Source organism: Deinococcus piscis, assembly GCF_014653275.1.
GTDB lineage: Bacteria > Deinococcota > Deinococci > Deinococcales > Deinococcaceae > Deinococcus > Deinococcus piscis.
Genome location: NZ_BNAL01000004.1, coordinates 89,367 through 111,656 on the forward strand (window position 1 = coordinate 89,367; position 22,290 = coordinate 111,656).

The following is a 22,290-nucleotide window of genomic DNA, read 5'->3' on the forward strand; positions in this document are numbered from 1 at the left end:
GGGCAGCCCATCCCTTCTGCTAGCCTAAAACCCATGCCACAAATGAACTTTGCCCTGGACGACGAGGGACGCCTGATCGTGCAGCATGTGCGCGACTTTTGCCGCAGTGAGATCGCGCCGCTGGCCCGCGAGTATGACCGCGAGCACAAGTGGCCCGAGCCACAGCTGCGCGGTTTGGCAGAACTGGGCCTGATGGGAGCCACCGTCCCCGAACAGTGGGGTGGGGCGGGCCTGGACAGCGTGACCTACGCGCTATGCCTGGCCGAGATTGCCGCCGCCGACCCCAGTGTGGCGGTGATCGTGAGTGTGCAAAATGGCTTGCCGGAGCAGATGATCCTGAACTACGGCAGCGATGAGCAGCGGGAGAACTTCCTGCGTCCACTGGCGACGGGCGAAAAGTTGGGGGCTTTTTGCCTGACCGAGCCGCAAGCAGGCAGCGACGCCGCCAGTCTGAAGACCCGCGCCGTGCGCGACGGCGACGACTGGGTGATCAGTGGCTCCAAAGCCTGGATTACTTCAGGCGGACACGCGGACCTGTACATGGTGATGGCCCGCACCGGGGGCGAGGGCGCACGTGGCGTCAGCTGCTTTGTGGTGGAAGACGGCACCCCCGGCCTGAGCTTTGGGCGGCCCGAAGAGAAGATGGGCCAGCACGCCGCACACACCACTGCAGTCACCTTTGACCAGATGCGGGTGCCTGCCACAGCCATGATCGGGGAAGAAGGCCAGGGGCTGATTGTGGCCCTGTCGAGCCTGGATTCTGGCCGCATCGGCATCGGGATGCTGGGGGTCGGCATTGCACAAGCAGCGCTAGAACATGCAGCCCGCTACGCGGCTGAGCGTGAGCAGTTCGGCAAGGCCATCGCCGGGCACCAGGCAGTCAGCTTCAAGCTGGCGCGCATGGCCACCCAGGTCGAGGCGGCCCGGCTGGTAGGCCTCAAAGCCGCCTGGCTCAAGGATCAGGGCCAGCCCTTTTCCAAAGAGGCCAGCATGGCGAAACTGCTGGGCAGTGAAGCAGCTGTAGACGTGACCCGCGACGCCGTGCAGATTTTCGGGGGCAACGGCTACAGCGCCGAATACCCGGTGGAAAAACTGTACCGCGACGCCAAAATCACGGAAATCTACGAAGGCACCAGCGAGATTCAGCAGCTGGTGATTGGCCGGGCCGTGCTGAGCGAACTGACCCGCTGAACGCCCTGGGCTGGCTCCTCTCCAGTTCTGCCACATGGAATTTGAGGCCGAGAGCCCGGCCAAACTGGCCCGCAAAGCCGCTACAATGCGGCCCTTATGCCCCGCACGTCTTCATCCCGGAAAGCCCGCCGCCAGGCCGGAATCAGTCAGGCCACGCTCTCCTTGCTGGGTCTGCTTCTGGCCGCCGGAGCGGCGCTGTGGGGCTGCGGCGAAGATGTGCAGCTGCCCCGCCCTCCTGGCGACAGCGTGCCCGGCGCTTCTGGGGACACTGGACAGTGCCGTGACGAGTGGCGCGGCGGCATTCCCACGCTGGGGGGCAATACGCCGACCCGGCTGCTGTGCCGTCAGGAATATGTGGCCCTGTACGACCCGCAGCGCCGCGTGCCCCGCGTGGTGGGCGAGTACCTGGTCCCTACCGAGTTTGACGGGAACGTGCAGCGCCAGGACAACTTTGTACCTGACCCCGACCTGCCCACGGGCGAAAGCGCCGAGCTCAACGATTACCGCCGCAGTGGCTATGACCGGGGCCATATGGCCCCCGCTGCCGACTTCAAGTCAAGCGCGCAGGCCATGGCAGAGTCGTTTTATCTGTCCAATATGGTGCCGCAGAACCACGATATGAACACTGGCGTGTGGGCGGCGCTGGAAAGTGCGACCCGCGCCTGCGCCAAAGACCGGGGCGGCGTGTTTGTGCTGACTGGGCCGGTGCTGGGCAAGAATCCAGCGATCATCGGGGGCGGGGTGGCCGTACCGGACGCACTGTTCAAGGTGATTGTCTCGGGCAAAGAGGCCCGCGCCTTCGTGATTCCCAACAAGGACCAGGCCAGCGACACCAACTTTGGCCGCTATGAGGTGACACCCGAAATGGTAGAAGGCTTGACCAGCCTGACCCTCTTCCCCGATGGTAGCGTTCCCCTGGACAAGCCGGGCCGCTTCTGCCGGGGCTCCTTTGGAGGCTGAGCGCTGGCCGGGGCCCAGGGCTCAGGCAAACCGGGCAGTGCAATGCTCAGTGGTCGGCGGGCCAGCCCAGCGGCTGCACAGGCAGCGGTTCTGCAGAGGGCGGCTCTAGCCCCAAGCGCTCAGGGAACAACTGCGTAGGGACACGCTTGAGCTGAGTTTCGAGCAGTTGGCTGGCGGCGCGGCGGGCCAGAATACTGCGGACCTGTGGGGCCGCCTGTGCGAGCGGAAGCAGGCCAGCGGCGCGGCGTTCAGTCACTTCAATCACATGCCAGCCATGATCGGTCTGCACCACCTGCGGCGTGCCCAGCGCTGCGCCGAACAGCACCGCCTCAAATGCAGGCACAGTCGTTCCGGGAACCAAGCAGTCCAGCTCACCACCGCGCGAGGCGCTGCCAGGATCACGGCTCTGTGAGCGGGCCAGCAGGGCAAAATCGGCCCCACCCACCAGGGCGCTGCGCAGGTCACGGGCCTGGGCCTGATCGGTCACCAGAATATGCCGGGCGCAGGCTTCTTCGCGCTGCATAAAGCTGCGGCGGTTCAGGGCGTAGTAGCTCTGAACTGCGGCGTCGCTGAAGGTAAATTGGCTGCGCAGCTCCTGGCGGTAAGCCTCTATCAGCGCCTGACGACTCATCTCACGGAGGTAATCCGCTTCATCGCGGTAGCCAGCGCCCGTCAGATAATCGGCGTACCCCTGTGGCTGCGCAAACGACTGCGGCCCGATGCGCGGCGGCCCCTGATAGACGAAATCGGGCAGCGCCCGGCGGGCCAGATACTCCATCTGTTTGTCATGAATGAACTGGTCAAAGAACTGCGCGCGTGATGGCGCAAATGACTGGAGCAGATCATCACGCAGCGGCAGCCCCTGACGGTTGAGCACTTCGCCCACAGCCAGACGGAACGCCCGGTCAAAGTCGGCGCGGGTGACCCGCAGAGCGCCGGGACCTGTGCCGATCACGGCGAGCAAATCACTGCCGGGCAGAGTGGCGGCCACTTGTCCTGTTGGTCCTGGTTGCACCAGCACTGGTTGCCCTGGCACTATCTGCACGGGCATGGGCTGACCCGAAAAGCTTTCGGCGGTGATTCTCTGGGCAGAGGACAGGCCCAGCGACACACCACCAACCTGAGTACCCACCACTGAAGTGCCAACTGCCTGAGTACCAGCTGCCTGAGCAGTGGCCACTGGCCCCCCGGCCAGCGCTCCCAGGGCCAGCAGGACTGCCCACTTGCTGCAGAAAGCCGTCATGGCCTCCACTGTAGAGCATATGGGCAGGCCAAGCAGGCGCTCTATACTCGGTCACCAGATGGTCCCCACCCTGCCCCCGCCCGCACCGGCCAGTGCGTCCTCAGCCCTGCCCCACCCCGCGGTCCTCTCCGCTTTCTGGTTCGGGACTGCCTTTCACTGGCTGGCCCTGCTCCTGATTGCCATACCGGCGGGCGTGGTTCACTTTATGGGCGAAGCGGCCAAAGGCACCTGGCTGGGCGTGCTGACCGCAGTGGGGGCCCTGGTGGCCCTGATCCTGCCGCCGCTCGTGGGGGCGCAGAGTGACCGCAGTGGCCTGCGGCTGCCCTACCTGCGCTGGGGTCTGGCCGTGAACCTGCTGGGCCTGGCCGTGATGGGTGGAGCTGTGACCTGGCTAGAAGGCGTGAGCGGCTTTGGAGTCTTTGTGCTGGGCTTTTTGCTGGTGCAGTTTGGCAACAACTACGCCACAGCGCCCTACTCGGCCCTCATTCCGCAGCTGGTTCCGCCGGAGCAGCGCGGGCACTATTCCGGGGTGATGGCAACCTTACAGGCAGTGGGGCAACTGCTGGCTGCGGCGGCCACTTTTGCCGTGGCGGCCCTGCACCTGCCCGCAGCCGCCAATTATGTGCTGGTGGCGGCGATGCTGACCCTCCCGGCTCTGATCACCCTGCGCGGCACTGCCGCTGCAGACCAGGCCACTATGCAGGCCACCAGGGCAGCGGCGGGCACGCCAGCGGCGCCCACCCTGAGCCTGCAGGAGCTGTTCGCCTATCAGCCTTTTTTCTGGGTGTTCTGGACGCGGGTGCTGTTTGCGCTGGGGCAGTACTCGGTGCAGCCTTTCCTGAACTACTACAACCGCGACGTGCTGCGCCAAAGCAACCCGGAGCAGAGCACGTCGGTCATGCTGGCCGCCATCATCATTGCCAGCATCCTCAGTGCCCTGCTGGGAGGTCGACTGAGTGACCGCCTGGGGCGCAAGCCGGTGATCTACCTGGCGGGCACCCTGATGGCGCTGGCCGCCGTGCTGCTGATCCTGAACGGCAGCTACACGCTGGCCCTGGGCATTGCTGCCTTGTTCGGTCTGGGCTTTGGGGCCTTTACCAGTGTGGACTGGGCACTGGGCAGCGACGCCATGCCCAGCAAAAGCAGCTTTGCACGCGATATGGGCATCTGGCACGTGGCCTTTGTGGCTCCACAGTTTGTCAGCCTGCCGATGGGCACCCTGCTCGATACGCTCAACCGGGGCGGCGGAACGGCAGGCTACACGGCGGTATTCGGCCTGGCCGCGATATTTTTCGTGGCGGGCCTGCTGCTGGTGCGGCGGGTGCCCGAAATAGCCCAGGGCCACGGAGTGGCGGCATACCGTAGGGGGGCGTGACTGTCTCAAGGCGAGGAAACCAGCTGCCTGAGGAAATCAATCTTCTGCAAGCCTTTGGAATTGTTGTTGGCAGCTCGGTAGCTGTCCTGTGCGGAAGCTTCGTACATGCGCAAAAACTGGGCTGGAGTGGGCAACCGAAACTGCACTCCAGCCTGCGCCCGCAGCGGCAACTCGGCCCAGTGCACCCCGGCGAACTCATAGAGAGCGTTAATGGTCCCGAACTCCACCGAGAGGCCACCCCTGCGGAACTCATGCTCGTGGAGGTCGGTCAGCTCATAGCCCAGGGCAGCCATCACCCGCCGGATGGTCTCACTGTCCGAAAGGCGCAGCTCGTCTGGTGCGTCCCAGCCTCTGGCATCGCCCCGCACATGGATATCAATGTCCGAGGGCTGCCAGCTCCGGCCCGTGGCCACTTCCAGTCCCAGCGACCCCATCAGCGTGGGAACGATTCCGGCGCCATTCAGTGCCCTGGCAATACGTAGAAATTCATCCAGCATAGAACCAGGCCTCCTACGGCATTCAGGGTGTGTTCAAAAAGCGCAGCAGCGCGCGCGCGATGGCTTCAGCCTGACGCTGGCGGTACTCGGCTGAGGCCAGGCGGGGGCCTTCGGTGGGGCTGGACCCAAAGCCCAACTCGGTCAAGATGGCGGGGGTGGTGGGGCTACGAATCACATAAAACGTGTCGGTCTTGACGCCTCTGTTCTGAGCGCCCGTCGCAGCCACCAGCTCAGCCTGCACCAGCCCGGCCAGGCGGCGCGAGAAGCTCAGCTTGGCCTGCGAGAGCAAGTCGCCCAGCACCCCCTGCGCCGAGCGGGAGGCCTGGGCCGTGAGCGCCTCGCCTACGTCTCCACCGCCGTTTTCACGCACGGCCAGGCTGCGGCCCTGCCCCGGGAGCGGCTGCCCAAAGTAAAAGGTCTCGATGCCCTGCGCCGCCGGGCTGGTCGCAGCATTGACATGAATGCTGACAAAGGCGCTCACCTGACCAGTGGTCGCCATACGCGAGCGCAGATTGAGGTCGGTGCCCTTGTCGGGATGCAGATGGGTATCGCTGCGCCGGGTGAGGGTCACGGCCACGCCGTGCGCTTGCAGCAGCCGCGCCGCCCGTAGGGCCACGTCCAGATTGATATCGGCCTCGCGGACCCAGCGGCTGGTCATGCCGGGGTCAATCCCACCATGCCCAGGGTCCAGCACAATGCTGGCCCGCACCGGCCCGGCTTTGGAAGCAGGCGGAGCGGGAGCCAGTGCAGATGCGGCCTGTGCAGCTGGAACAGAGGCAGCCGGGACAGGGGCCAGGCGTGCAGGCGCGGCACCGGACGGCAGCAAGTCCAGCATCAACCCTGGCGGCCAGCTGCCCACCGCAGGCCAGAACTGCGCCTGTACGCCCGACACGCCTGGCCCCAGCGTCATGCTCAGGCGGCGGCCCTGAGCAGTGTAGGCGGGGAGTGCCGCGCCCAGTCCGCCCCGCAGCGGCGCAACCTCAAAGGGCAGGTCCACCTGCGCTTCCCCACCCTGCACGCTCACCTGTGGCGTGAACGGGGCTGTTCCAGCCGGCAGTGTGACAAACACCCGGCGTTGCTGTGCCGCTTGCCGCAGCTCCAGCTTTAGCACTGCGGGAGCCGCAGGTGAAACAGAGGCGGCATCAGCGGTGGGCGGCAGCGCAGCAGACAATGCAGCCGTGGAAGGCAGCGCAGCCGCACTGCTGGCCGCTGCCGCTGTGCCCAGCAGTGCGGTGGCCAGCCACACGCCCAGGCCCAGCAGCGTGTTCAGTCCACGCTCCCCCGCCCTGCCTTTGCTGCCCTGGCCTCCTCCCGGCCACTGTCCGCTCATCTTGCGCTGCCCGTACTGCATCGCCCACAGTGTAAGGGCCGCGCCTGACAGAACCCTGCCGGGCACTGGCACAGCAGGCCCGCCGCGTGCTACACCGCAGCCATGACCCACCCCGCCTCACCTTTGCCTGTCCCAGTTTTTTATACCCGTGCCAGCTGCAAGCTCTGCCAGCAGGCCGAGGCGCTGCTGCTGGAATGGGAATTCTCCTTTCAGCGCGTGGATATTGCGGGTGATGAAGACCTGATTGCCCGCTACGGCCACCATGTCCCGGTCCTTTCCCTGCCCCTGCCGACAGGCGAGCGCACGCTGCACCGGGGGCCGCTGTCGCGCAGCGGACTGCCCGCGCTCCAGCTGCGGCTGATTCGCCTGCGCCGCGAAGCTGCCCAGACAGTGCCCCGGCAGCTGAACTGAGGCCCAACTGTGCCATTTCCGCCCGAATGCGCCCTGCGGGCAGACGCTATGGTGAGAGGCATGACATGGGCAGAACGACTGCGCGGGGGCCTTCAGAAAACCCGCGCCCAACTGAATCAGAATGCTGGCTTTCTGGGCCGCAGTCTCTCCTCCGCCCGCGACGCTGACGCCCTCGAAGACCTGGAGATGGCCCTGCTCGCCGCCGATGTGGGCGGCCCGGCCACCGCCGATATCCTCAGGAGCGTGCAGGCCAGCCGCCGCCCCGACCTGCTGGCAGCCCTGTCCGACGCCCTGATTGAACAACTCGAACCGCCCAAAGAGGCAGGCGAGGAGAATAGCAGCGGTCTGACCCCCTGGTTCGAGCCAGCAGTCAAACCTGCGCCTGTCGAACCCGCCGGGCACGTGGTCATGGTGATCGGCGTCAACGGCGTGGGCAAGACCACCACCATTGCCAAGCTGGGCCAGCACTACATGGAACACGGCAAAAGCGTGATGTTCGCGGCGGGCGATACCTTCCGCGCCGCCGCTGGAGCGCAGCTGGAAGTCTGGGGGGACCGCCTGGGCGTACCGGTCATTCAGGGCCGTGAAGGGGGCGACCCCGCCGCCGTGGCCTTTGATGGAGCCAGTTCACGCAAGGCACGCGGCACCGACCTGCTGCTGGTGGATACCGCCGGGCGGCTGCACAACCAGACCAACCTGATGCAGGAGCTGGGGAAGGTTCACCGCGTGATTGGCAAGGCAGACGCAGGCGAACCCGCCGAAGTCTGGATGGTGCTGGACGCTGTGACTGGCCAGAACGGGTTGCAGCAGGCCAAGAAGTTCAACGAAGCTATCCCCCTGACCGGCGTGGTGGTCACCAAATTGGACGGCACGGCCAAGGGCGGCATCCTGATTCCGATTGTGCGCGAACTGGGCGTGCCGATTAAGTTCATCGGCGTGGGCGAGCAGGCCGACGACCTGCAACCCTTCAACGCGGCGGAGTTCGTCGAGGCGCTGCTGGCTCCCTGAGGCTGCGGCGGGGCTCGGCCAGCACTCGCGCCAGCCCCGCTGCGCCTCTCCGACGCGGACACGGGCCAGCTGTTGCAAAACCTGGATCACCTTCTCGCCCGCTACGCCGCCACAAATTCCGAAGAGGCCGCGCCCCTCGCCCTGGGTGCGCTGCTCACGCGGGGCAACTGGTGGAAAACAGCGGATTAGCAGCCACCCCCTCTTACACGATCAGGCGAATGAATTCATCCCGCTCCACCGCGCCGAAGTAACGGCTGAGGTCAAACGGCTCCAGCGCCGCCGCAATGTCCTCCGGGCGGTAAGGCACGCCGGTCAGCGCCCGCTCCAGCTCGGAAACGTCATCCAGTGCAAAGAAATCACCGTAGATGCGGATAGCCGCGATATGCTTTTTCTCTACATTCATCCGCACGTCAATCAGGCCGCTGGGGAACTTGTGACGGCGCTCCAGGCTGAAGTCGGGCGAACGGCCAAAGTTCCAGTCCCAGTTCAGGAAATACTCCTGGCGAATCTTCTCGATTTCCTGCCAGTCTTGCTCGGTCAGGTGGTACTCGGTGACTTCTTCACCGCTTTGATGTGCGAGCTGCTCGGCCAGCTGACGCAGAATCTCGTCGCGGAACTCGCCGGTACTCAGGCCCTGAAATTCAGGGGCCAGATGCGGGCGGATGTTGGTCACGCGGGCACGCACCGATTTGATGCCTTTAGACTCGATTTTTTCTTTGGGCGGCTTCAGCGCGGCGGCCACGTGGTCCAGGTTCACGTCATACAGCAGCGTGCCGTGCGCGGTCATGCGGCCTCCCGACACATACATGGCATTGCCCGAAATCTTCTGCTCACCGATCACCAGGTCGTTGCGTCCCCGCAGCGCGGCGTCTGTGGCTCCCAGGCGCTGCAAGGCTTCGACCACCGGCCCGGTAAAGCTGGCAAAATCGCGGAATGAGCCGTCGTCGTCCTTGATAAAGCAGTAGCAGAGGTTGCCCTGATCCTGATACACCGCGCCCCCGCCCGAGAGCCGCCGCACCACCTGCACGCCGCTTTGCTCGACATACTCGCGGTTGATTTCCTCAATGGTGTTCTGGTTGCGCCCCACGATCACGCAGGGGTCGTTGATATAAAAGAGCAGCAGCGGACCGTCCACCAGCCGGTTACGGACCAGATAGGTTTCCAGCGCCAGGTTAACGGTCACGTCGTGGTTGTCGGCGTTGCGGATGTAGTGCATGGCGCTCAGTCTACTGCCGCGCTGCTGGGCTTCCGGCCAAGGTGTCAGGAGGTCAAAGGGTCGAACAGTCTGAGGGTCCAAGGGTAAGGCGCGCTCTTGGCCCTCTCTTAGACTCTTAGTCCTTTAGACCCTTTGACAAAACATCCTATCTGCCGCTCACCTCTGGCCGCGCCCAGGCTTTGAACGCGGCCATGTCCAGGCAGTTGACCACATCGGCTGGGGTCAGGCCCGCCTTGCGCGCCATCATCACGCCGTAGCGGATGTCGCGCAGACCGGCCACCGAGTGGGCGTCGGTGTTGATGCTAAAGCGCACCCGCCCACGCCAGCGCAGGGCATCTTGCCAGCGCAGGTCCAGCCGCCAGGGGTTGGCGTTGATTTCGGCGGCGGTGCCCGAAGCGGCGCAGGCTTCCAGCACGGCGTCTATGTCCAACGCGTAGCCTTCACGGCGCAGCAGCAGCCGTCCGGTGGGATGCCCCAGAATGCTGACCAGCGGGTGTGAAGCGGCCCGCACCAGCCGGGCGGTCTGGTCGGCAGCGCTCAGGCCAAAGCCCGAATGCACGCTCGCCACCACGTAGTCCAGCTCGGCCAGCAGCTCGTCAGGGTAGTCCAGCGAACCGTCAGCCAGGATGTCCACCTCGGCCCCGGCCAGGATAGGCAGGCCCTCCGCTTGCAGGCCCCGGATTTCGGCGATGTACTCGCGCAGTCGCGCAGGCGTCAGCCCGCCCGCGTAGGCCGCCGCCTGCGAGTGGTCGCCGGTGCCGAGGTAGGCATGGCCCAGGTCGCGTACTCCGGCCACCATCTCGCGCAGGGTGGCCGTGCCGTCGGACCAGACCGAGTGGGTGTGCAGCATCCCCTGGATGTCCTGCACCTGAATCAAAGCCGCCGGGTCTGGCAGGTCCAGGCCAGCGTGCTCGGGTTCGTCGAACGGCAGGAAGCCTACGCCCGCCTCGCCCCGGCGCAGTGTGAGCGGCACCCCGCCAAAGCGCCCGCTCAGGGTATCTGCGCCCTGCTCGCGCACTTCCCAGCCCGCCGCGCCTGCCAGTGCCCCGGCCCAGGCGTCCGGGTCGCCGCTCAGTACCAGCTCGGCACCGCCCAGGGTGTCGCGGAGGCGGCCCAGCTCGCCGCTGAAGGTCGCTTCCAGCCCCGCTCCGGCCAGCGCCTGCTGCACCGCTTCACCGGCTTGCAGCGCTTGCGGCAGCAAAAAGCGGTCCTGCGCGTCCAGCACAAACTGTGCGGCCTGACCCAGCGTCTGCGCTCCCTTGGCCCCAAAGCCTTTGATGGCCGCCAGCTCACCGCTCTGCGCCGCGTCCCGCAGCCGAGTGACCGAATCAATCCCGGCGTCCCAGAGGGTCCGCACTTTTTTCGGCCCCAGTCCCCGCACAGCAAACAGGCCCTGCACCCCTTCGGGCACGCCCTCTGCGGCCTCGTCCAGCGGGGCGAAGCGGCCCGTGTCCAGGTAGTCCATCAGCTCGGCGGCAATGCCCCTCCCGACTTTGGGCACTCCCGCAAAGCGGCTCTCCCGCAGCTCGTCCAGGCTGGCCTCATGCCGGTCCAGGCTACGGGCAGCGCTGCGGTAAGCAGTGGCCCGGAAGCCGCCTGCGTCACTCCCCAGGACATCCAGCAGGTCAGCGGCGGAGTTCAGGGCATGGACCAGGTCTTTGCGGGTGACATCAGCCATAACCCCCGCATGATAGAGGCTTGGGCGCAGCGACCTAGCCTTCTTGGGCTTCCAGCAGCGCCGCCGCGTAGTGCCGGACCGAACGCTGATACCTCGGCAAATGTCCGGCCAGCAGGTGGAGGGCGTCGCTCAGGGCTTCCCGCTCACGGCCCAGGTCGGCCAGCATCAGGGCGCGAAAGACCCGGACGGCCTCCCACCAGTCGTCCCGCTGCTCCAGCTCAGCGTCCAGCAGGGCCAGGCTCTCCTCTGGCCGCCCCAGGTTGCGCAGCGTGCTCGCCAGCTGGATAGTGGCCTGACGGCGGCGGGGTTCATCCAAGCCTGCCGTGAGAGCCACACGGTAAAAGGCCTCTGCGCCAGCTTCATCGCCGGTGCTGTCACGGGCGCCCGCTTGCTCGAAAGCGGCCAGCGCGGGGTGGGGAGCCTGGGCCGCCAGCGCATCCATCCGGCGGACCAGCTCAGCGGTGGGCAAAACGTCGGCCTGCTTCCACAGTGCCTCCACTTGCTGATGCCAGGTAGAAAGGTCTGAAGAAGTCGGCATGCTCCTAGTCTGCCTGGAATCAGCCCCTTCGTATATCGGCCAGATGGCCTAGCGTCCCCATATTCGGCCCAGCGCCACCACCACCGCCATCACGGCGTCCAGCAGGATATTGGTCTTCCAGAAGCGGCCATTGCGCTCACGCTGCTGCTCGTAGCGGTCACGGGGCGGTACTCGCTCGGTCCTCTTAGCACGCTTGCTCATGGGCAGAGTTTAGGACGTCTAGGCAATGTGAACCCCCGGCCCTCAGTTCATGAGCAGCCGGGGGGAACAAGAGAAGCTCTCAGCCCTGGCGGGTGTCCATCAATTCCACGTCGAAAATCAGCGTGGCACCGCCAGGAATCACGCCGGGGATGCCGCGCGGGCCGTAGGCAAGGTCACTGGGAATGGTCAGGCGGGCTTTGTCGCCCACGCGCAGGCCCTGAAGGCCCTGGTCCCAACCCTGAATCACCTGGCCGCCGCCCAACACGAACGAAATCGGTTCGCCCCGGTCACGGCTGGAATCGAACTTCTGGCCGTTTTCGAGGGTGCCGGTGTAGTGCACGCTCACGGTGTGGCCCTTTTCAGCCACGGCTCCACTGCCTTCTTGATACTTCTCGACTTTGAGTGCTTGGCTCATGCCTTCCAGACTAGCGGTCAGGGCGCTTCCCGGCAGCGGGGCTGAACAAGCTCTAAACTTCAGGTCATGCCGCCCGCTTCTTCTGGACCCTCACTTCAGCGGCCCAGTCCGTCCTTTTGGCAGGAAAGCTGGCCCTGGCTGCTGGGCACGCTGGCGCTGTGGCTGGTGCTGGGCTTCGGTGCGTCGCTCGCGCGGGTGAGCGGAGATTCCATGAACCCCACCCTCCGCAGCGGCGACACCCTGCTGCTACTGAAATATCCGCGCTGGCTGGACCCGGACTTTCCACGGCGCGGCAGTGTGGTCGTGTTCCGGGGACCGCCAGACAGCCCCTATGCCTATGCCACCCACACCCTGCTGGGGCTCGAATTCAAATCCCGCCCGGTGCACATCAAGCGGGTGCTGGCTTTGCCCGGCGATCAGATCGAGCTGCGCGGCGGGCAAGTGTGGGTCAATGGGCAGGCTCTGGCCGAAAACTACGCACCCGGCAGCTGGGTAGACGATCAGGCCCCCCGCACGCTGGCTGCCGGTGAGCTGTGGGTCATGGGTGATAACCGCCAGGTGGGCAGCAGTCTGGATTCGCGGGCATATGGTCCGGTCCGCGTGCGGGACGTACTGGGCGAAGTGCCCCAGCGGCTGTGGCCCGAACCAGGCCGACTGCCCTGAGGTTCCCTGCTTCAGCTGTCCCCATCTGGCCGACCTACATCGCCCAAAACCTGTGTCCGCATCAGCTTTCCATCAGCCCGGGCCAATCGAACGCTCATGCGCAGTTGCTACGGTTGCAAGTATGAACTTCAAGCCCCAGATTGCCCTCGCTACGGCTGCTGCCATGCTGGCCGCACCCGCTTCAGCTCAGCAGTACGTGACCTATACCGAAAATGCCCTGCCTTATACCGTGAGCCTGCCCGCCGACTGGTACGGCCTGCAAATGAACGGCCCCGCCGGTGTGAACCTCACCTCGGCCCAAAAAGCGCCTTTTCTGCCGCTGATTCGCCTGACCTATATCCCCAAGACGGCTGCCGTCAACACGCTGCCCAAAGCCGTGGCCGCCTTTGAAAAAGAGCTGAGTGGCGGCGGCACCATCAACCTCAAGCGTCTGGGAGCCAAAGACGCCAGCTACGGCAACATTGCTGGCAAGGAAATGGAATATTCCCTAACCGGCGGCGGCAACGAATTGCGCGTGCGCCTGTGGATGGGCCTGGGTGCCAAGAACGTCTACGCTTTCCAGCTGATGGACAAGCCTGCCACCTACGCCGCCAACCGCGACAAGACCTTCAGCCCCATTCTGAAGTCGGTCAAGTTCAAGTAAGCCTGTCACTCAGACATAAGACCTAAGAAAGGAGCGCCCCTCATGGGAAGCGCTCCTTTTGCCATTTCCCTGGGCTAGCGCCGCAGCCACAGCCAAGTGGCGGCAGCTGCCCCCAGACCGCCCAGGAACAGGGTCCGTACTGGGTCAGGTGCACCAGCGGTGCAGCGCTCGGTAGGCACCGGGTGCGGCCGATACCAGCCGCGTGAGGGCCGGGCCTCGGTATCGAAGCTGACGAGGGACACCGGCAGGCGGCCCGGACAGGTGAAAGGAAACTTCCATACTCCACGCTAGGACCCAGCCGCACACGCCGAACGGGTCAGGAGCTGCAGTTCAAAGCTTGCCGAAAGGCACGGCGCGGAGTTTTTCACACACTGCGCGGGGGTAGGCCTGTGTCCAGGTCTTCAGCCCTCCGGGGCATCAGCGCAGGCGGCGAGCCTCAATAAAGTCCAGCACTTGCCCCCGGGTGTCACCCAGCCAGCTCAGGGGCCGGGCCAGGGCCGCAGCAATAGTCACGTGGTTGACCTTGCTCACGACCCGGCGCTCAACCGGCACCCCAGCGACCCGGAGCGCCCGCTCCATGTTCAGGGCGTTCTGGGGATGGACAGTGGTGTCATTTTCCGCCACCAGCAGCAGGTGAGGCGGGGCGTCCCGGCGCACGTGGCGGTCGGGCATGATCTCATCCGGAAGGCCCCCTTCGGGGAAAGCCTCACGGCTGGAATAGTCGCGGAAATCGTAGGAATACGGCCCCGCCAGCCCAATCACGCCGCGCACTGCCGACACTGGCACACCTACTTCACGCAGCCAGCGCTCGTTGACGGCCATCTCGACTGCGTTAAAAGCCCCCGCCGAGTGCCCCACCACAAACAGATTGTCAGGACTGCCGCCGTATGTCGCAGCCTGAGAGCGCAAGAAGGCCAGGGCCTGAGCGCCGTCCTGCACGTAGCTGGGGTAGCGGAACTGCGGCGCCAGGCGGTAATTCATCACGCCCACCACGTAGCCAGCGCGGGCCAGCGACTCACCTGCGAAGCGGTATTCGGACTTCTCGCCGCTGTTCCAGCTGCCGCCGTGTATAAACAGCACGGTGGGCGCATTGTTGGCACCCTGCGGCGCGTAGATGTCCAGCCGCTGCCAGGCGCCCTCACCATAGGCCAGGTCGGTCTGTACGGCCAGCCCCCGAGTCGAAATCAGGCGGTTGAGGTTCTGCTGGGCGTTCTGGGCCGAGCAGCTGCTCAGGCCAACAGCAAGTGCCAGCGTGCCAGCGGTTAGCAGCGCAGTACGGCGAAAAGAGTGGGAAGTCATAGCAGGCATGATTGACCCTGAGCCGCTGCGGCAAGGTGAGCGGCCTTCCGCTCTGTGAGGACAGCCAGAGACGGCCACCAGCCCTGCCGTGACCACCATTCAGCCACCGCCCTCACCGCAGCCTTGTCTCAGTCTTCGTTGGCCAGCACCGCCAGGAACGCTTCCTGGGGCACTTCCACCGTGCCGAACTGCTTCATGCGGGCGCGGCCCTTTTTCTGCTTTTCCAGCAGCTTTTTCTTGCGGGTAATATCGCCGCCGTAACATTTGGCCAGCACGTCTTTGCGGAAGGCCTTGACGGTGGCGCGGGCAATGATTTTGCCGCCAATGGTGGCCTGTACCGGCACCGGGAACATCTGGCGGGGGATGACTTCGGCCATTTTGTCCACGATTTTGCGGCCCAGCGAGTAGGTCTTGGTTTCGTGGACGATCACGGCCAGCGCGTCAATCACTTCGTTGTTGACCAGAATGTCCACCTTGCGCAGGTCGCCCTCGCGGTAACCGATCTGCTCGTAGTCCATACTGGCGTAGCCACGCGAAATGCTCTTGAGGCGGTCATGGAAATCGTACAGAATCTCCGCGAACGGCACTTCGTAGACCAGTTCCACCCGTTTGCCGATGTAGTTCATGGTCTGCATCGCGCCGCGCCGCTCTTGCAGCAGCTGCATGATGGGCCCCACGTACTCTTCAGGCACCATCACGCTCAGCTTGATGTAAGGTTCTTCGACCAACTCAATACGGTCACGGGTCGGGAATTCGGCGGGGTTCTGGGTCTCGAACACCTCGCCGTTGGTCAGCGTGACGCGGTACACCACAGCGGGCGCAGTGGCAATCAGGTCCAGGTCGTACTCGCGCTCCAGGCGTTCCTGAATGATCTCAGCGTGCAGCAACCCCAGGAAGCCGCAGCGAAAGCCAAAGCCCAGCGCCTCGGAGGTTTCAGGCTCGAAGTTGAAGGCGGCGTCATTGAGCTTGAGCTTTTCCAGGGCCTCACGCAGCTTGCGGTAATCCTCGGTGTCGGTGGGATACAGACCGCTGAATACCACCGGCTGCGCGGGCTTGAAGCCGGGAAAAGGCTCGGCAGTGCGGCTTTCTTTGCCGGTCAGCGTGTCGCCCACCTGCGCATCCTGAATGTCCTTGATGCCTGCGGCCACCCAGCCCACCGCGCCCGCTGGCAGCGTGTCGCCCACCACCAGGCCAGGGCTAAAGGTGCCGACCTTGTCCACCTCAAACGACTTGCCCGCGTTCATCAGGTGAATCTGGTCCTTGGGGTTCAGCGTGCCTTCCAGCACCCGTACGAACAGGATCACGCCCTGATAAGCATCGAAAAAGGAATCGAAAATCAGCGCCTTGAGCGGAGCCTGCGGGTCACCGCTGGGAGCCGGGATGTGCTCCACGATGGCTTCCAGAATCTCAGGCACACCCTGCCCAGTCTTGCCCGAAGCGAACACGGCATTGTCGGCAGGAATGCCAATCACTTCTTCCAGCTCGGCGGCAGCGCCTTCGGGATCGGCGGCAGGTAGGTCAATCTTGTTCACCACCGGCACGATTTCCAGGTCGTTGTCAATCGCCAGGTAAGCGTTCACGATGGTCTGCGCTTCCACGCCCTGCGAAGCGTCCACCAGCAGCAGCACGCCTTCACAGGCCGCGAGGCTGCGCGACACTTCATAGTTGAAATCCACGTGGCCGGGCGTATCAATCAGGTTGAAGACGTATTCCTCGCCATTTGGCCGTACATATTGCAGGCGAATGGGCGTGGACTTGATGGTAATCCCGCGCTCGCGCTCCAGCTCCAGCGTGTCGAGGGTCTGGTCGCGCTTGTCGCGCTCGCCCATGGCGCCAAGTTGCTCAAGAATGCGGTCCGCCAGCGTGGATTTGCCGTGGTCCACGTGGGCGATGATAGAAAAGTTACGAATGTTCGGGCTGCGGGTCATTGCTCCGCAGTCTAGGGGAAAAGGCGGCGCAGCGCAGGTATAGGAGTCGTTGCCACCGGAAGCAGGCGTCACCCTAGGATATTCAGCATGTCTTCTTCCCTGCTCTCCCGCATCGCCCACGCCGAAGCTGGGGCTCACGCAGCACAGGCTCCGGCAGGCCATGAGCGGTTCGGGCCATTGCTCGCCGTCTGGACCGAGGACGCAGAGCCATTGGACACCGCCTGGCATGATGGCAGCCGCCCGCCTACACCGCAGGAGTGGGCCGCTTTCGAGATGTTTTGCAACCAGCACGGACAGACGCCTACCGTTCACGCCCTGTCACACGCCGCACCCTCATTGCTGCCCACGCTGAACGGGCGCGGCTACCACTTGCAGGACCTGCTGCACCTTTACACGCATGACCTGCGCGAATTGCCAGAGCTGAAGGCAGCACACGTCCGCCTCACCCACGACGCCGAAGCCTGGGCCAGGGTCGCCGCGCTGGGCTTTGGCACGGGCACAGAGAGCATCATGCGGGCAGTCGCGCAGGCTCCCGGCAAGCGGCTGTGGTGGGCCGAGGTGGACAGTGCAAAAGCAGCGACGGGGGCTTATAGCCTGCTTGACGGTGTCGCCATGCTGCACGGCGCAGCCACGCGGCCAGAATTCCGGGGGCGCGGCCTACAATCAGGTCTGCTGGCGGCCCGCCTGCACGCGGCGAAGGGGGAAGGGGCCACGCTCGCCACGGTCATGGTGACCCCAGACACGGGCAGTGAGCGCAATGTGCTGCGGGCGGGGTTCAAGCTGACGGGCCTGCGCCTGACTTGGACGCGGCCCGCCTGAGAAAAGCACCGAGTGGCAAGCTGATAGCTACAGGGTGTATCCGCCACTCCTGAGGCATTCACGCATTGCGCCTGCAAGCACTCTTACTTGGCAGCGATGCACTCGATTTCTACGCTGGCCCCTAGCGCCAAGCCCGACACGCCCAGGGTCGAACGGGCCGGATACGGCTTCACCATCCAGGCGCCGTACACCTCGTTCATGGCCGCGAAATCCTGCATATCGGTGAGCATCACCGTGCATTTGACCAGGTGGGCGCGGGCATAGCCGTACCGCTCCAGCGAAGCTTCGATGTTGTCGAGCACCTGGCGGGTTTCGGCCTGCACACCGCCTGCCACCAGCTTGCCGTCCGCGCCGGTGCCAACTTTGCCCGACAGGTACAGGGTATTTCCGACCTCTACCGCGTCCGAAAAAGGCAGCGTGCCGCCCGACGGATGGTAAGTGATGGCCAGTGTCGGCGTGGGCGCGGGCACTTCAGCGCCGCCAGCCAGGGCCACCGGAACGAGCAGCAGGGGAACCAGCACAGTGAAGGGTTTCATGCCTCACCGTAGCAAGGAACGCCGGGAATCTCCGGCGTCCCCTAAATTTTGCTGAGGGCAGCCCTCATCTGTCATCTCTAGGAGCGAAGGCAGATGAGGAGACGTGAACACTAGTGGACCTGGGCCGCGCCCGCACCATCCGGGTAGCGCACACTTTCCACAATGGCCTGGGTTTCAGCGCTGGGCGGCGGGGTCAGACGACTGACCAGCAGCGACACAGCGACATTCAGCAGCAGGCCGATGGTGCCAAAGCCCTGCGTGCCGATGCCAAACAGGTACTGGTCAGGCGTGCCCGGTCCCCCAAGCGTCGGCGTGAAGTACCAGATGTAGGCGGCGGTGCAGACCAGGCCCACCAGCAAGCCCGCGGTTGCCCCCTGCCAGTTCATTCGCTTGTCGAAAATGCCCAAAATCAGCATCGGCGCGAAGGTGGCCGCCGCAATCCCGAAGGCCATCGCCACTGTTTCGGCGACCAGCCCCGGCGGATTGATGCCGAAGTAAGCTGCAAGGACCGACGCCGCCAGCACGGTCAGGCGGCCAGCATTCAGGCGGGCACTTTCGCTGGCATCTGGGCGCAGCAGCTTGTAGTAGATATCGTGCGCCACCGCTCCCGAGATGGTAATCAGCAGGCCAGAAGCGGTAGAGAGTGCCGCCGCCATTGCCCCAGCAGCCACCAGGCCAATCACCCAGGGAGCCAGACCAGCGATTTCGGGGGTCGCCATCACGAGGATGTCGTTGTCAAAATGCAGTTCGTTGGCGTTCTTGGGGTCAGGGGCGCCGTCGGCGAGCAGGGCCTTGCCGGGGCGGTACTGAATGATGCCGTCGCCGTTTTTGTCGGCGTGCTTGAGCAGGCCAGTATTTTCCCACTTGGTAAACCAGCTCGGCGCTTCGGTGTAGACCGTGCCGTCCAGCCGGTTGATGAGGTTGGACTTGGCGATCACCGACAGGGCCGGAACGGTGGTGTACAGCACCGCGATAAAGCCCAGGGCATAAATCGCACTGGTGCGGGCTCCTTTGACATCCGGTGTGGTGAAAAACCGGGTGATGACGTGTGGCAATCCGGCGGTGCCCAGCATCAGCGCCATGGTCAGCGCCACCTTGTCGGTCATGGAGCGCAGCTGCTCGGTGTAGGCCGGAAAGCCCAGCTCAGACAGCAGGCTGTTCAGCTCGGGCACCATCCCCATAAAGGAAATCTGCGGCACCGGGTTCCCGGTCAGCTGCGCGCTCAGCATGATGGGCGGAATGATAAACGCCAGAATCAGCACCAGATACTGGGTCACCTGCGTCCAGGTAATGCCTTTCATACCCGATAGTCCCGCATAAAAGAACACGATGACAGCCCCCAGCATCACCCCGATATCCACCGATACGTCCAGCGTGCGTGAAAACACCACGCCCACCCCGCGCATCTGCCCGGCAATGTAGGTCATGGAAATCAGCACGGCAGTCAGGGCAGCCAGCCCCCGCAGCAGGTTAGAGCCGTAGCGGTCACCCACGAAATCCGGCACCGTGAACTTGCCGAATTTGCGCAGAAAAGGAGCCACCAGCAGCGCCAGCAGCACATAGCCGCCGGTCCAGCCCATCAGGTACATGCTGCCGTCGTAGCCCAGCGAAGCCACGATGCCCGCCAGCGACAGGAAGGACGCCCCCGACATCCAGTCAGCGGCAATGGCCATGCCGTTCCACACGGGCGCGATGCCCTGACCCGCCACATAAAAGCTCTTGGTGTCGCGCACGCGGGTGGCATAAGCAATGCCGATATACAGGGCGAAGGTGGCGATAATCAGCCCGTAAGTCCACAGTTGAACGTCAGTCACGCTATTCCCCCACTCCGAACTGCCGGTCAAGCGCCGCCATCCGGTTGGCATAGATGGCGATCAAGGCTATGAACGCGTAAATGGCACCGTTATGCCCAATCCAGAAGCCCAGCGGCCCACCCAAGATCTGAAAGCGGTCCAGGGTTGGTGCCAGCAACACGCCCAGGCCGATGCTCACAAACAGCCATACGGCCAGCAACCCCAGCGTAAGTCGCAAGGTGGCCTGCCAATACTGCTGACGTCGGCGCTGCTCCTCGGCGGGGATGCTGGGCGCAAGAGAAGTCGGAGTCTGGGTCATACGGTCCTCCTATCGGAAAAAAGCAAGGCTCAGAAAAAGGACCAGCCAAAGCAGTGTGGCTGGAAACAGGGCCCTGGAAGCAGGCTTGTCCCAAACATCCAGAGAAGAAGAATTGTGGGGTGTGGAACTTAAATGTAACACTTCACCCTCCGGCGGGGCAAGTATTTGTTAAGCCGTTACACATTGTCAGGATTCATTCAGAAGCTGCCAGGTGGATTTCTGCATCAGACGCTATGCCCACGGGCAAAATTCCCACCGACTGCTATGCTGCGGCGTATGCTGCTGAGCGCCATTCGCTTCTGGCTGGGGCTGAATGTGGTCCTGCTGCCGCTGATCCTGCTGCTGCGTGCCCAGACCCCACAGGCTTCGCCCCTGACGCCTGCTGGGGTGCTGTGGACCCTGGGACTGAGTGGCGCCGGCTTTGCGCTGGGGCTGGCCTTTGCCCGATTTTGGCCGTTGAGCGGCTCTCCCATGGCCCGCGCCATCCGGACCGCGCTCATCACGCTGCCTGCCATGGGCCTGGCGATGGCCTTGACCCTGACCTTACAGCCGCCTGTCACGGCGCTGATCCTGCCGCTGGCGGCCTTTCTGGGGTCACAGTGGCGTCTGCCGATAGACTCCGCCGCGCCCTCAACGCGCTGAGCCTGGGCACTGTCAAAGCTGGGCAATCCCAAAGGACCCGAACTGACCCCCTCTCCCCTCCCTCAATCACGCCATGCCGTGACCTGCTGGGCGCGCTGCATAGGCTGAGCTTGCAGCAAATGCGTCCTTCTTTTGGCAAATGCTCCAGGGTGGCTTTGCCCGGCAAGCCCTGAACAGCTACGCAACAGCTCTGGCAGCCAGAAGGCGGACAGCCCGTGTGCCAGCTGCCAGCACAGCGGGACCGCGCCGAACACAAGCGGGAACAGCTGCAGTTAAGCGACTTCCCCCGGCCCCGCACCCTGCCCGGCTGGCCCCAACAGACACGCCCCGCACTCAAGGGTGTTGACCACTCGGGCAGGTCACGCTAGGATTCGGCTGAAACATTTCCCGCTGCCGGCGTGGCGGAATTGGTAGACGCACTTGACTCAAAATCAAGCGGGAAACCGTGGGGGTTCGAGTCCCCCCGCCGGCACCACCCTGGCCTCAGCCCCTGCATATCAGCGGGGGCTTTTGCTTGAGATTCCGGTTCGGGAGGCCATCTTCTCCCGGGGACACCATCTTCAGGGCCGTCACGTGGCATGCTGAACAGAGAATGCAGCTTGTCCGTTATCCCCGTAGCCCGGCCCTCCATGCCGTTCTGAGTGAGCAGTCCTATCCCAGCGGCACGCCGGTGGTGGTGCAGAGCCAGCGTGGACTGGCCCTGGCCCACACACGCGGCGAGCCCAGCGCAGAAAGCCCGCACGCCAAGCAAGCACCCAGCGGTCAGATTCTGCGGGCGGCAGACGCCCAGGACTTGGCGCAGGCCGAGCGCCTGAGCGCCCTCGCCGAAGACCTCAAGTGGAACTTGCGGGCGCAGGCCCGGGCGCAGGGGCTGGCGGTCAAGATTGTCAGCCTGGAATTCACGCTGGATGAAGCGTTGCTGACCCTCAGCTACTCGGCGGAAGACCGGCTGGACCTGCGTAGCCTGATTGCCGAAGTGCGCCACTACACCCCGGCACGCGTGAACTTCACCGCCGTAGGCGCACGTGAGCAGGCAGTCACGCTGGGTGCCATCGGGGCCTGTGGGCGGGAAAACTGCTCCAGCCGCTTTTTGCAGGAACTACCGCCCATCACCATCCGCATGGCCCGTGACCAGCAACTGCCCCTGAATCCCGATAAGCTCAGCGGGCCGTGCGGGCGGCTGATGTGCTGTTTGCAGTACGAACATCCCATGTACCTGGAACTGCTGCGCGAGTTGCCCCGCCGGGGCGCGCACGCCTGCCACACGGGCAGCGGCGCTTGCGGCAAAGTGACCAAGCTACACCCCCTCACGGCCCAGGTGGACCTTGCCACCGAGAACGGCCTCCTGGAACACGTCCCTGTCAGCGAACTGGAAGTGCAGCGCGGCAAGGGCAAACGCTGAGTGAACACCAGGCAGAGAGTGCAGTTTTGACGGACAGCGCTGCAAGTGCGTGTTTCACAGACAGACATATTTTAAACGGTGCAGCTTCACATCAAACGTCAGGGGGTTATTACTTCCCTCAGTAGGTGACAACTTCAGTTTGACCTCGTTCCAGACGGCAAAAACCAACAGACGGCCCCATCA

24 protein-coding genes and 1 tRNA gene are annotated in these 22,290 nt (G+C 64.4%); 11 read left to right on the plus strand and 14 right to left on the minus strand.

All coding sequences use genetic code 11. The annotated features are described in order from the left end of the window. Positions 1 to 33: 33 nt before the first annotated feature. On the plus strand, positions 34 to 1,191 hold the full coding sequence (locus IE158_RS02910) for an acyl-CoA dehydrogenase (protein WP_308430667.1): 1,158 nt from the start codon (positions 34 to 36) through the stop codon (positions 1,189 to 1,191). Between the two features lie 96 nt (positions 1,192 to 1,287). Next, complete coding sequence (locus tag IE158_RS02915) at positions 1,288 to 2,151, plus strand: DNA/RNA non-specific endonuclease (protein ID WP_189642175.1); 864 nt, start codon at positions 1,288 to 1,290, stop codon at positions 2,149 to 2,151. Between the two features lie 46 nt (positions 2,152 to 2,197). Here IE158_RS02915 and IE158_RS02920 read toward each other — a convergent pair whose 3' ends face one another. After that, positions 2,198 to 3,394 (minus strand): peptidylprolyl isomerase, encoded by a 1,197-nt coding sequence (locus IE158_RS02920; protein ID WP_189642176.1) that lies wholly within the window; start codon positions 3,392 to 3,394, stop codon positions 2,198 to 2,200. Positions 3,395 to 3,452: 58 nt separating this feature from the next. Here IE158_RS02920 and IE158_RS02925 point away from each other — a divergent pair, with 58 nt between their 5' ends. Further along, positions 3,453 to 4,769, plus strand: coding sequence for an MFS transporter (locus tag IE158_RS02925; RefSeq protein ID WP_189642177.1), 1,317 nt, complete (start codon positions 3,453 to 3,455; stop codon positions 4,767 to 4,769). Positions 4,770 to 4,774: 5 nt separating this feature from the next. On the opposite strand, the gene IE158_RS02930 is transcribed toward IE158_RS02925, so the two are convergent. Then, positions 4,775 to 5,266, minus strand: coding sequence for a phosphoribosylanthranilate isomerase (locus IE158_RS02930; RefSeq protein WP_189642178.1), 492 nt, complete (start codon positions 5,264 to 5,266; stop codon positions 4,775 to 4,777). A gap of 22 nt (positions 5,267 to 5,288) precedes the next feature. Continuing rightward, positions 5,289 to 6,617 carry an N-acetylmuramoyl-L-alanine amidase family protein gene (locus tag IE158_RS02935; RefSeq protein WP_229838857.1) on the minus strand — a complete coding sequence of 443 codons (1,329 nt, stop codon included), beginning with the start codon at positions 6,615 to 6,617 and terminating at the stop codon, positions 5,289 to 5,291. A gap of 81 nt (positions 6,618 to 6,698) precedes the next feature. Here IE158_RS02935 and IE158_RS02940 point away from each other — a divergent pair, with 81 nt between their 5' ends. Then, positions 6,699 to 7,007, plus strand: a complete 309-nt coding sequence (locus tag IE158_RS02940; protein WP_189642179.1) for a glutaredoxin family protein — start codon at positions 6,699 to 6,701, stop codon at positions 7,005 to 7,007. Between the two features lie 60 nt (positions 7,008 to 7,067). After that, the gene (gene ftsY / locus IE158_RS02945; protein WP_189642180.1) at positions 7,068 to 8,015 is read left to right on the plus strand and encodes a signal recognition particle-docking protein FtsY; all 948 of its coding nucleotides are present in this window, start codon (positions 7,068 to 7,070) and stop codon (positions 8,013 to 8,015) included. Positions 8,016 to 8,217: 202 nt separating this feature from the next. On the opposite strand, the gene lplA is transcribed toward ftsY, so the two are convergent. The 5 genes from lplA to IE158_RS02970 all read right to left on the minus strand — a co-directional run bounded on the left by lplA (position 8,218) and on the right by IE158_RS02970 (position 12,063). Further along, positions 8,218 to 9,231: a lipoate--protein ligase gene (gene lplA, locus IE158_RS02950; RefSeq protein WP_189642181.1), complete on the minus strand. Its 1,014-nt coding sequence runs from the start codon at positions 9,229 to 9,231 to the stop codon at positions 8,218 to 8,220. Positions 9,232 to 9,376: 145 nt separating this feature from the next. Further along, entirely contained in the window at positions 9,377 to 10,909 is a 1,533-nt protein-coding gene (locus IE158_RS02955; protein ID WP_189642182.1) for a DNA polymerase/3'-5' exonuclease PolX, read from the minus strand. A 34-nt stretch (positions 10,910 to 10,943) separates the two neighbouring features. Beyond that, the gene (locus tag IE158_RS02960; protein WP_189642183.1) at positions 10,944 to 11,447 is read right to left on the minus strand and encodes a tetratricopeptide repeat protein; all 504 of its coding nucleotides are present in this window, start codon (positions 11,445 to 11,447) and stop codon (positions 10,944 to 10,946) included. A 48-nt stretch (positions 11,448 to 11,495) separates the two neighbouring features. Further along, on the minus strand, positions 11,496 to 11,648 hold the full coding sequence (locus tag IE158_RS02965; protein WP_189642184.1) for a hypothetical protein: 153 nt from the start codon (positions 11,646 to 11,648) through the stop codon (positions 11,496 to 11,498). Positions 11,649 to 11,727: 79 nt separating this feature from the next. Then, complete coding sequence (locus tag IE158_RS02970; RefSeq protein ID WP_189642185.1) at positions 11,728 to 12,063, minus strand: FKBP-type peptidyl-prolyl cis-trans isomerase; 336 nt, start codon at positions 12,061 to 12,063, stop codon at positions 11,728 to 11,730. Between the two features lie 66 nt (positions 12,064 to 12,129). On the opposite strand from IE158_RS02970, the gene lepB reads away from it, so the two are divergent. Together lepB and IE158_RS02980 are read left to right on the plus strand one after the other, a co-directional pair. Further along, positions 12,130 to 12,726, plus strand: coding sequence for a signal peptidase I (lepB, locus tag IE158_RS02975; protein WP_189642186.1), 597 nt, complete (start codon positions 12,130 to 12,132; stop codon positions 12,724 to 12,726). A gap of 121 nt (positions 12,727 to 12,847) precedes the next feature. Beyond that, entirely contained in the window at positions 12,848 to 13,369 is a 522-nt protein-coding gene (locus IE158_RS02980; protein ID WP_189642187.1) for a hypothetical protein, read from the plus strand. A gap of 74 nt (positions 13,370 to 13,443) precedes the next feature. On the opposite strand, the gene IE158_RS02985 is transcribed toward IE158_RS02980, so the two are convergent. From IE158_RS02985 to lepA, 3 genes are all read right to left on the minus strand, one after another. Next, positions 13,444 to 13,611: a hypothetical protein gene (locus tag IE158_RS02985; RefSeq protein WP_189642188.1), complete on the minus strand. Its 168-nt coding sequence runs from the start codon at positions 13,609 to 13,611 to the stop codon at positions 13,444 to 13,446. A gap of 175 nt (positions 13,612 to 13,786) precedes the next feature. Continuing rightward, entirely contained in the window at positions 13,787 to 14,677 is an 891-nt protein-coding gene (locus IE158_RS02990; RefSeq protein ID WP_189642189.1) for an alpha/beta hydrolase, read from the minus strand. Between the two features lie 119 nt (positions 14,678 to 14,796). Further along, entirely contained in the window at positions 14,797 to 16,596 is a 1,800-nt protein-coding gene (gene lepA, locus IE158_RS02995) for a translation elongation factor 4 (RefSeq protein WP_189642190.1), read from the minus strand. An 87-nt stretch (positions 16,597 to 16,683) separates the two neighbouring features. Here lepA and IE158_RS03000 point away from each other — a divergent pair, with 87 nt between their 5' ends. Further along, positions 16,684 to 17,415, plus strand: a complete 732-nt coding sequence (locus tag IE158_RS03000) for a GNAT family N-acetyltransferase (RefSeq protein WP_229838858.1) — start codon at positions 16,684 to 16,686, stop codon at positions 17,413 to 17,415. 83 nt (positions 17,416 to 17,498) lie between these two features. On the opposite strand, the gene IE158_RS03005 is transcribed toward IE158_RS03000, so the two are convergent. The 3 genes from IE158_RS03005 to IE158_RS03015 form a co-directional block, all read right to left on the minus strand. After that, positions 17,499 to 17,951, minus strand: coding sequence for a RidA family protein (locus IE158_RS03005; RefSeq protein ID WP_189642191.1), 453 nt, complete (start codon positions 17,949 to 17,951; stop codon positions 17,499 to 17,501). A gap of 110 nt (positions 17,952 to 18,061) precedes the next feature. Beyond that, complete coding sequence (locus IE158_RS03010; protein ID WP_229838859.1) at positions 18,062 to 19,765, minus strand: sodium:solute symporter family protein; 1,704 nt, start codon at positions 19,763 to 19,765, stop codon at positions 18,062 to 18,064. A 1-nt stretch (position 19,766) separates the two neighbouring features. Then, the gene (locus tag IE158_RS03015) at positions 19,767 to 20,063 is read right to left on the minus strand and encodes a DUF4212 domain-containing protein (protein ID WP_189642193.1); all 297 of its coding nucleotides are present in this window, start codon (positions 20,061 to 20,063) and stop codon (positions 19,767 to 19,769) included. A gap of 276 nt (positions 20,064 to 20,339) precedes the next feature. Here IE158_RS03015 and IE158_RS03020 point away from each other — a divergent pair, with 276 nt between their 5' ends. The 3 genes from IE158_RS03020 to IE158_RS03030 all read left to right on the plus strand — a co-directional run bounded on the left by IE158_RS03020 (position 20,340) and on the right by IE158_RS03030 (position 22,107). After that, positions 20,340 to 20,705 (plus strand): hypothetical protein, encoded by a 366-nt coding sequence (locus IE158_RS03020; protein ID WP_189642194.1) that lies wholly within the window; start codon positions 20,340 to 20,342, stop codon positions 20,703 to 20,705. 392 nt (positions 20,706 to 21,097) lie between these two features. Further along, a tRNA-Leu gene (locus tag IE158_RS03025) sits at positions 21,098 to 21,180 on the plus strand. A 117-nt stretch (positions 21,181 to 21,297) separates the two neighbouring features. Continuing rightward, positions 21,298 to 22,107, plus strand: coding sequence for a PSP1 domain-containing protein (locus IE158_RS03030; RefSeq protein ID WP_189642195.1), 810 nt, complete (start codon positions 21,298 to 21,300; stop codon positions 22,105 to 22,107). The last annotated feature ends 183 nt before the right edge of the window (positions 22,108 to 22,290 follow it).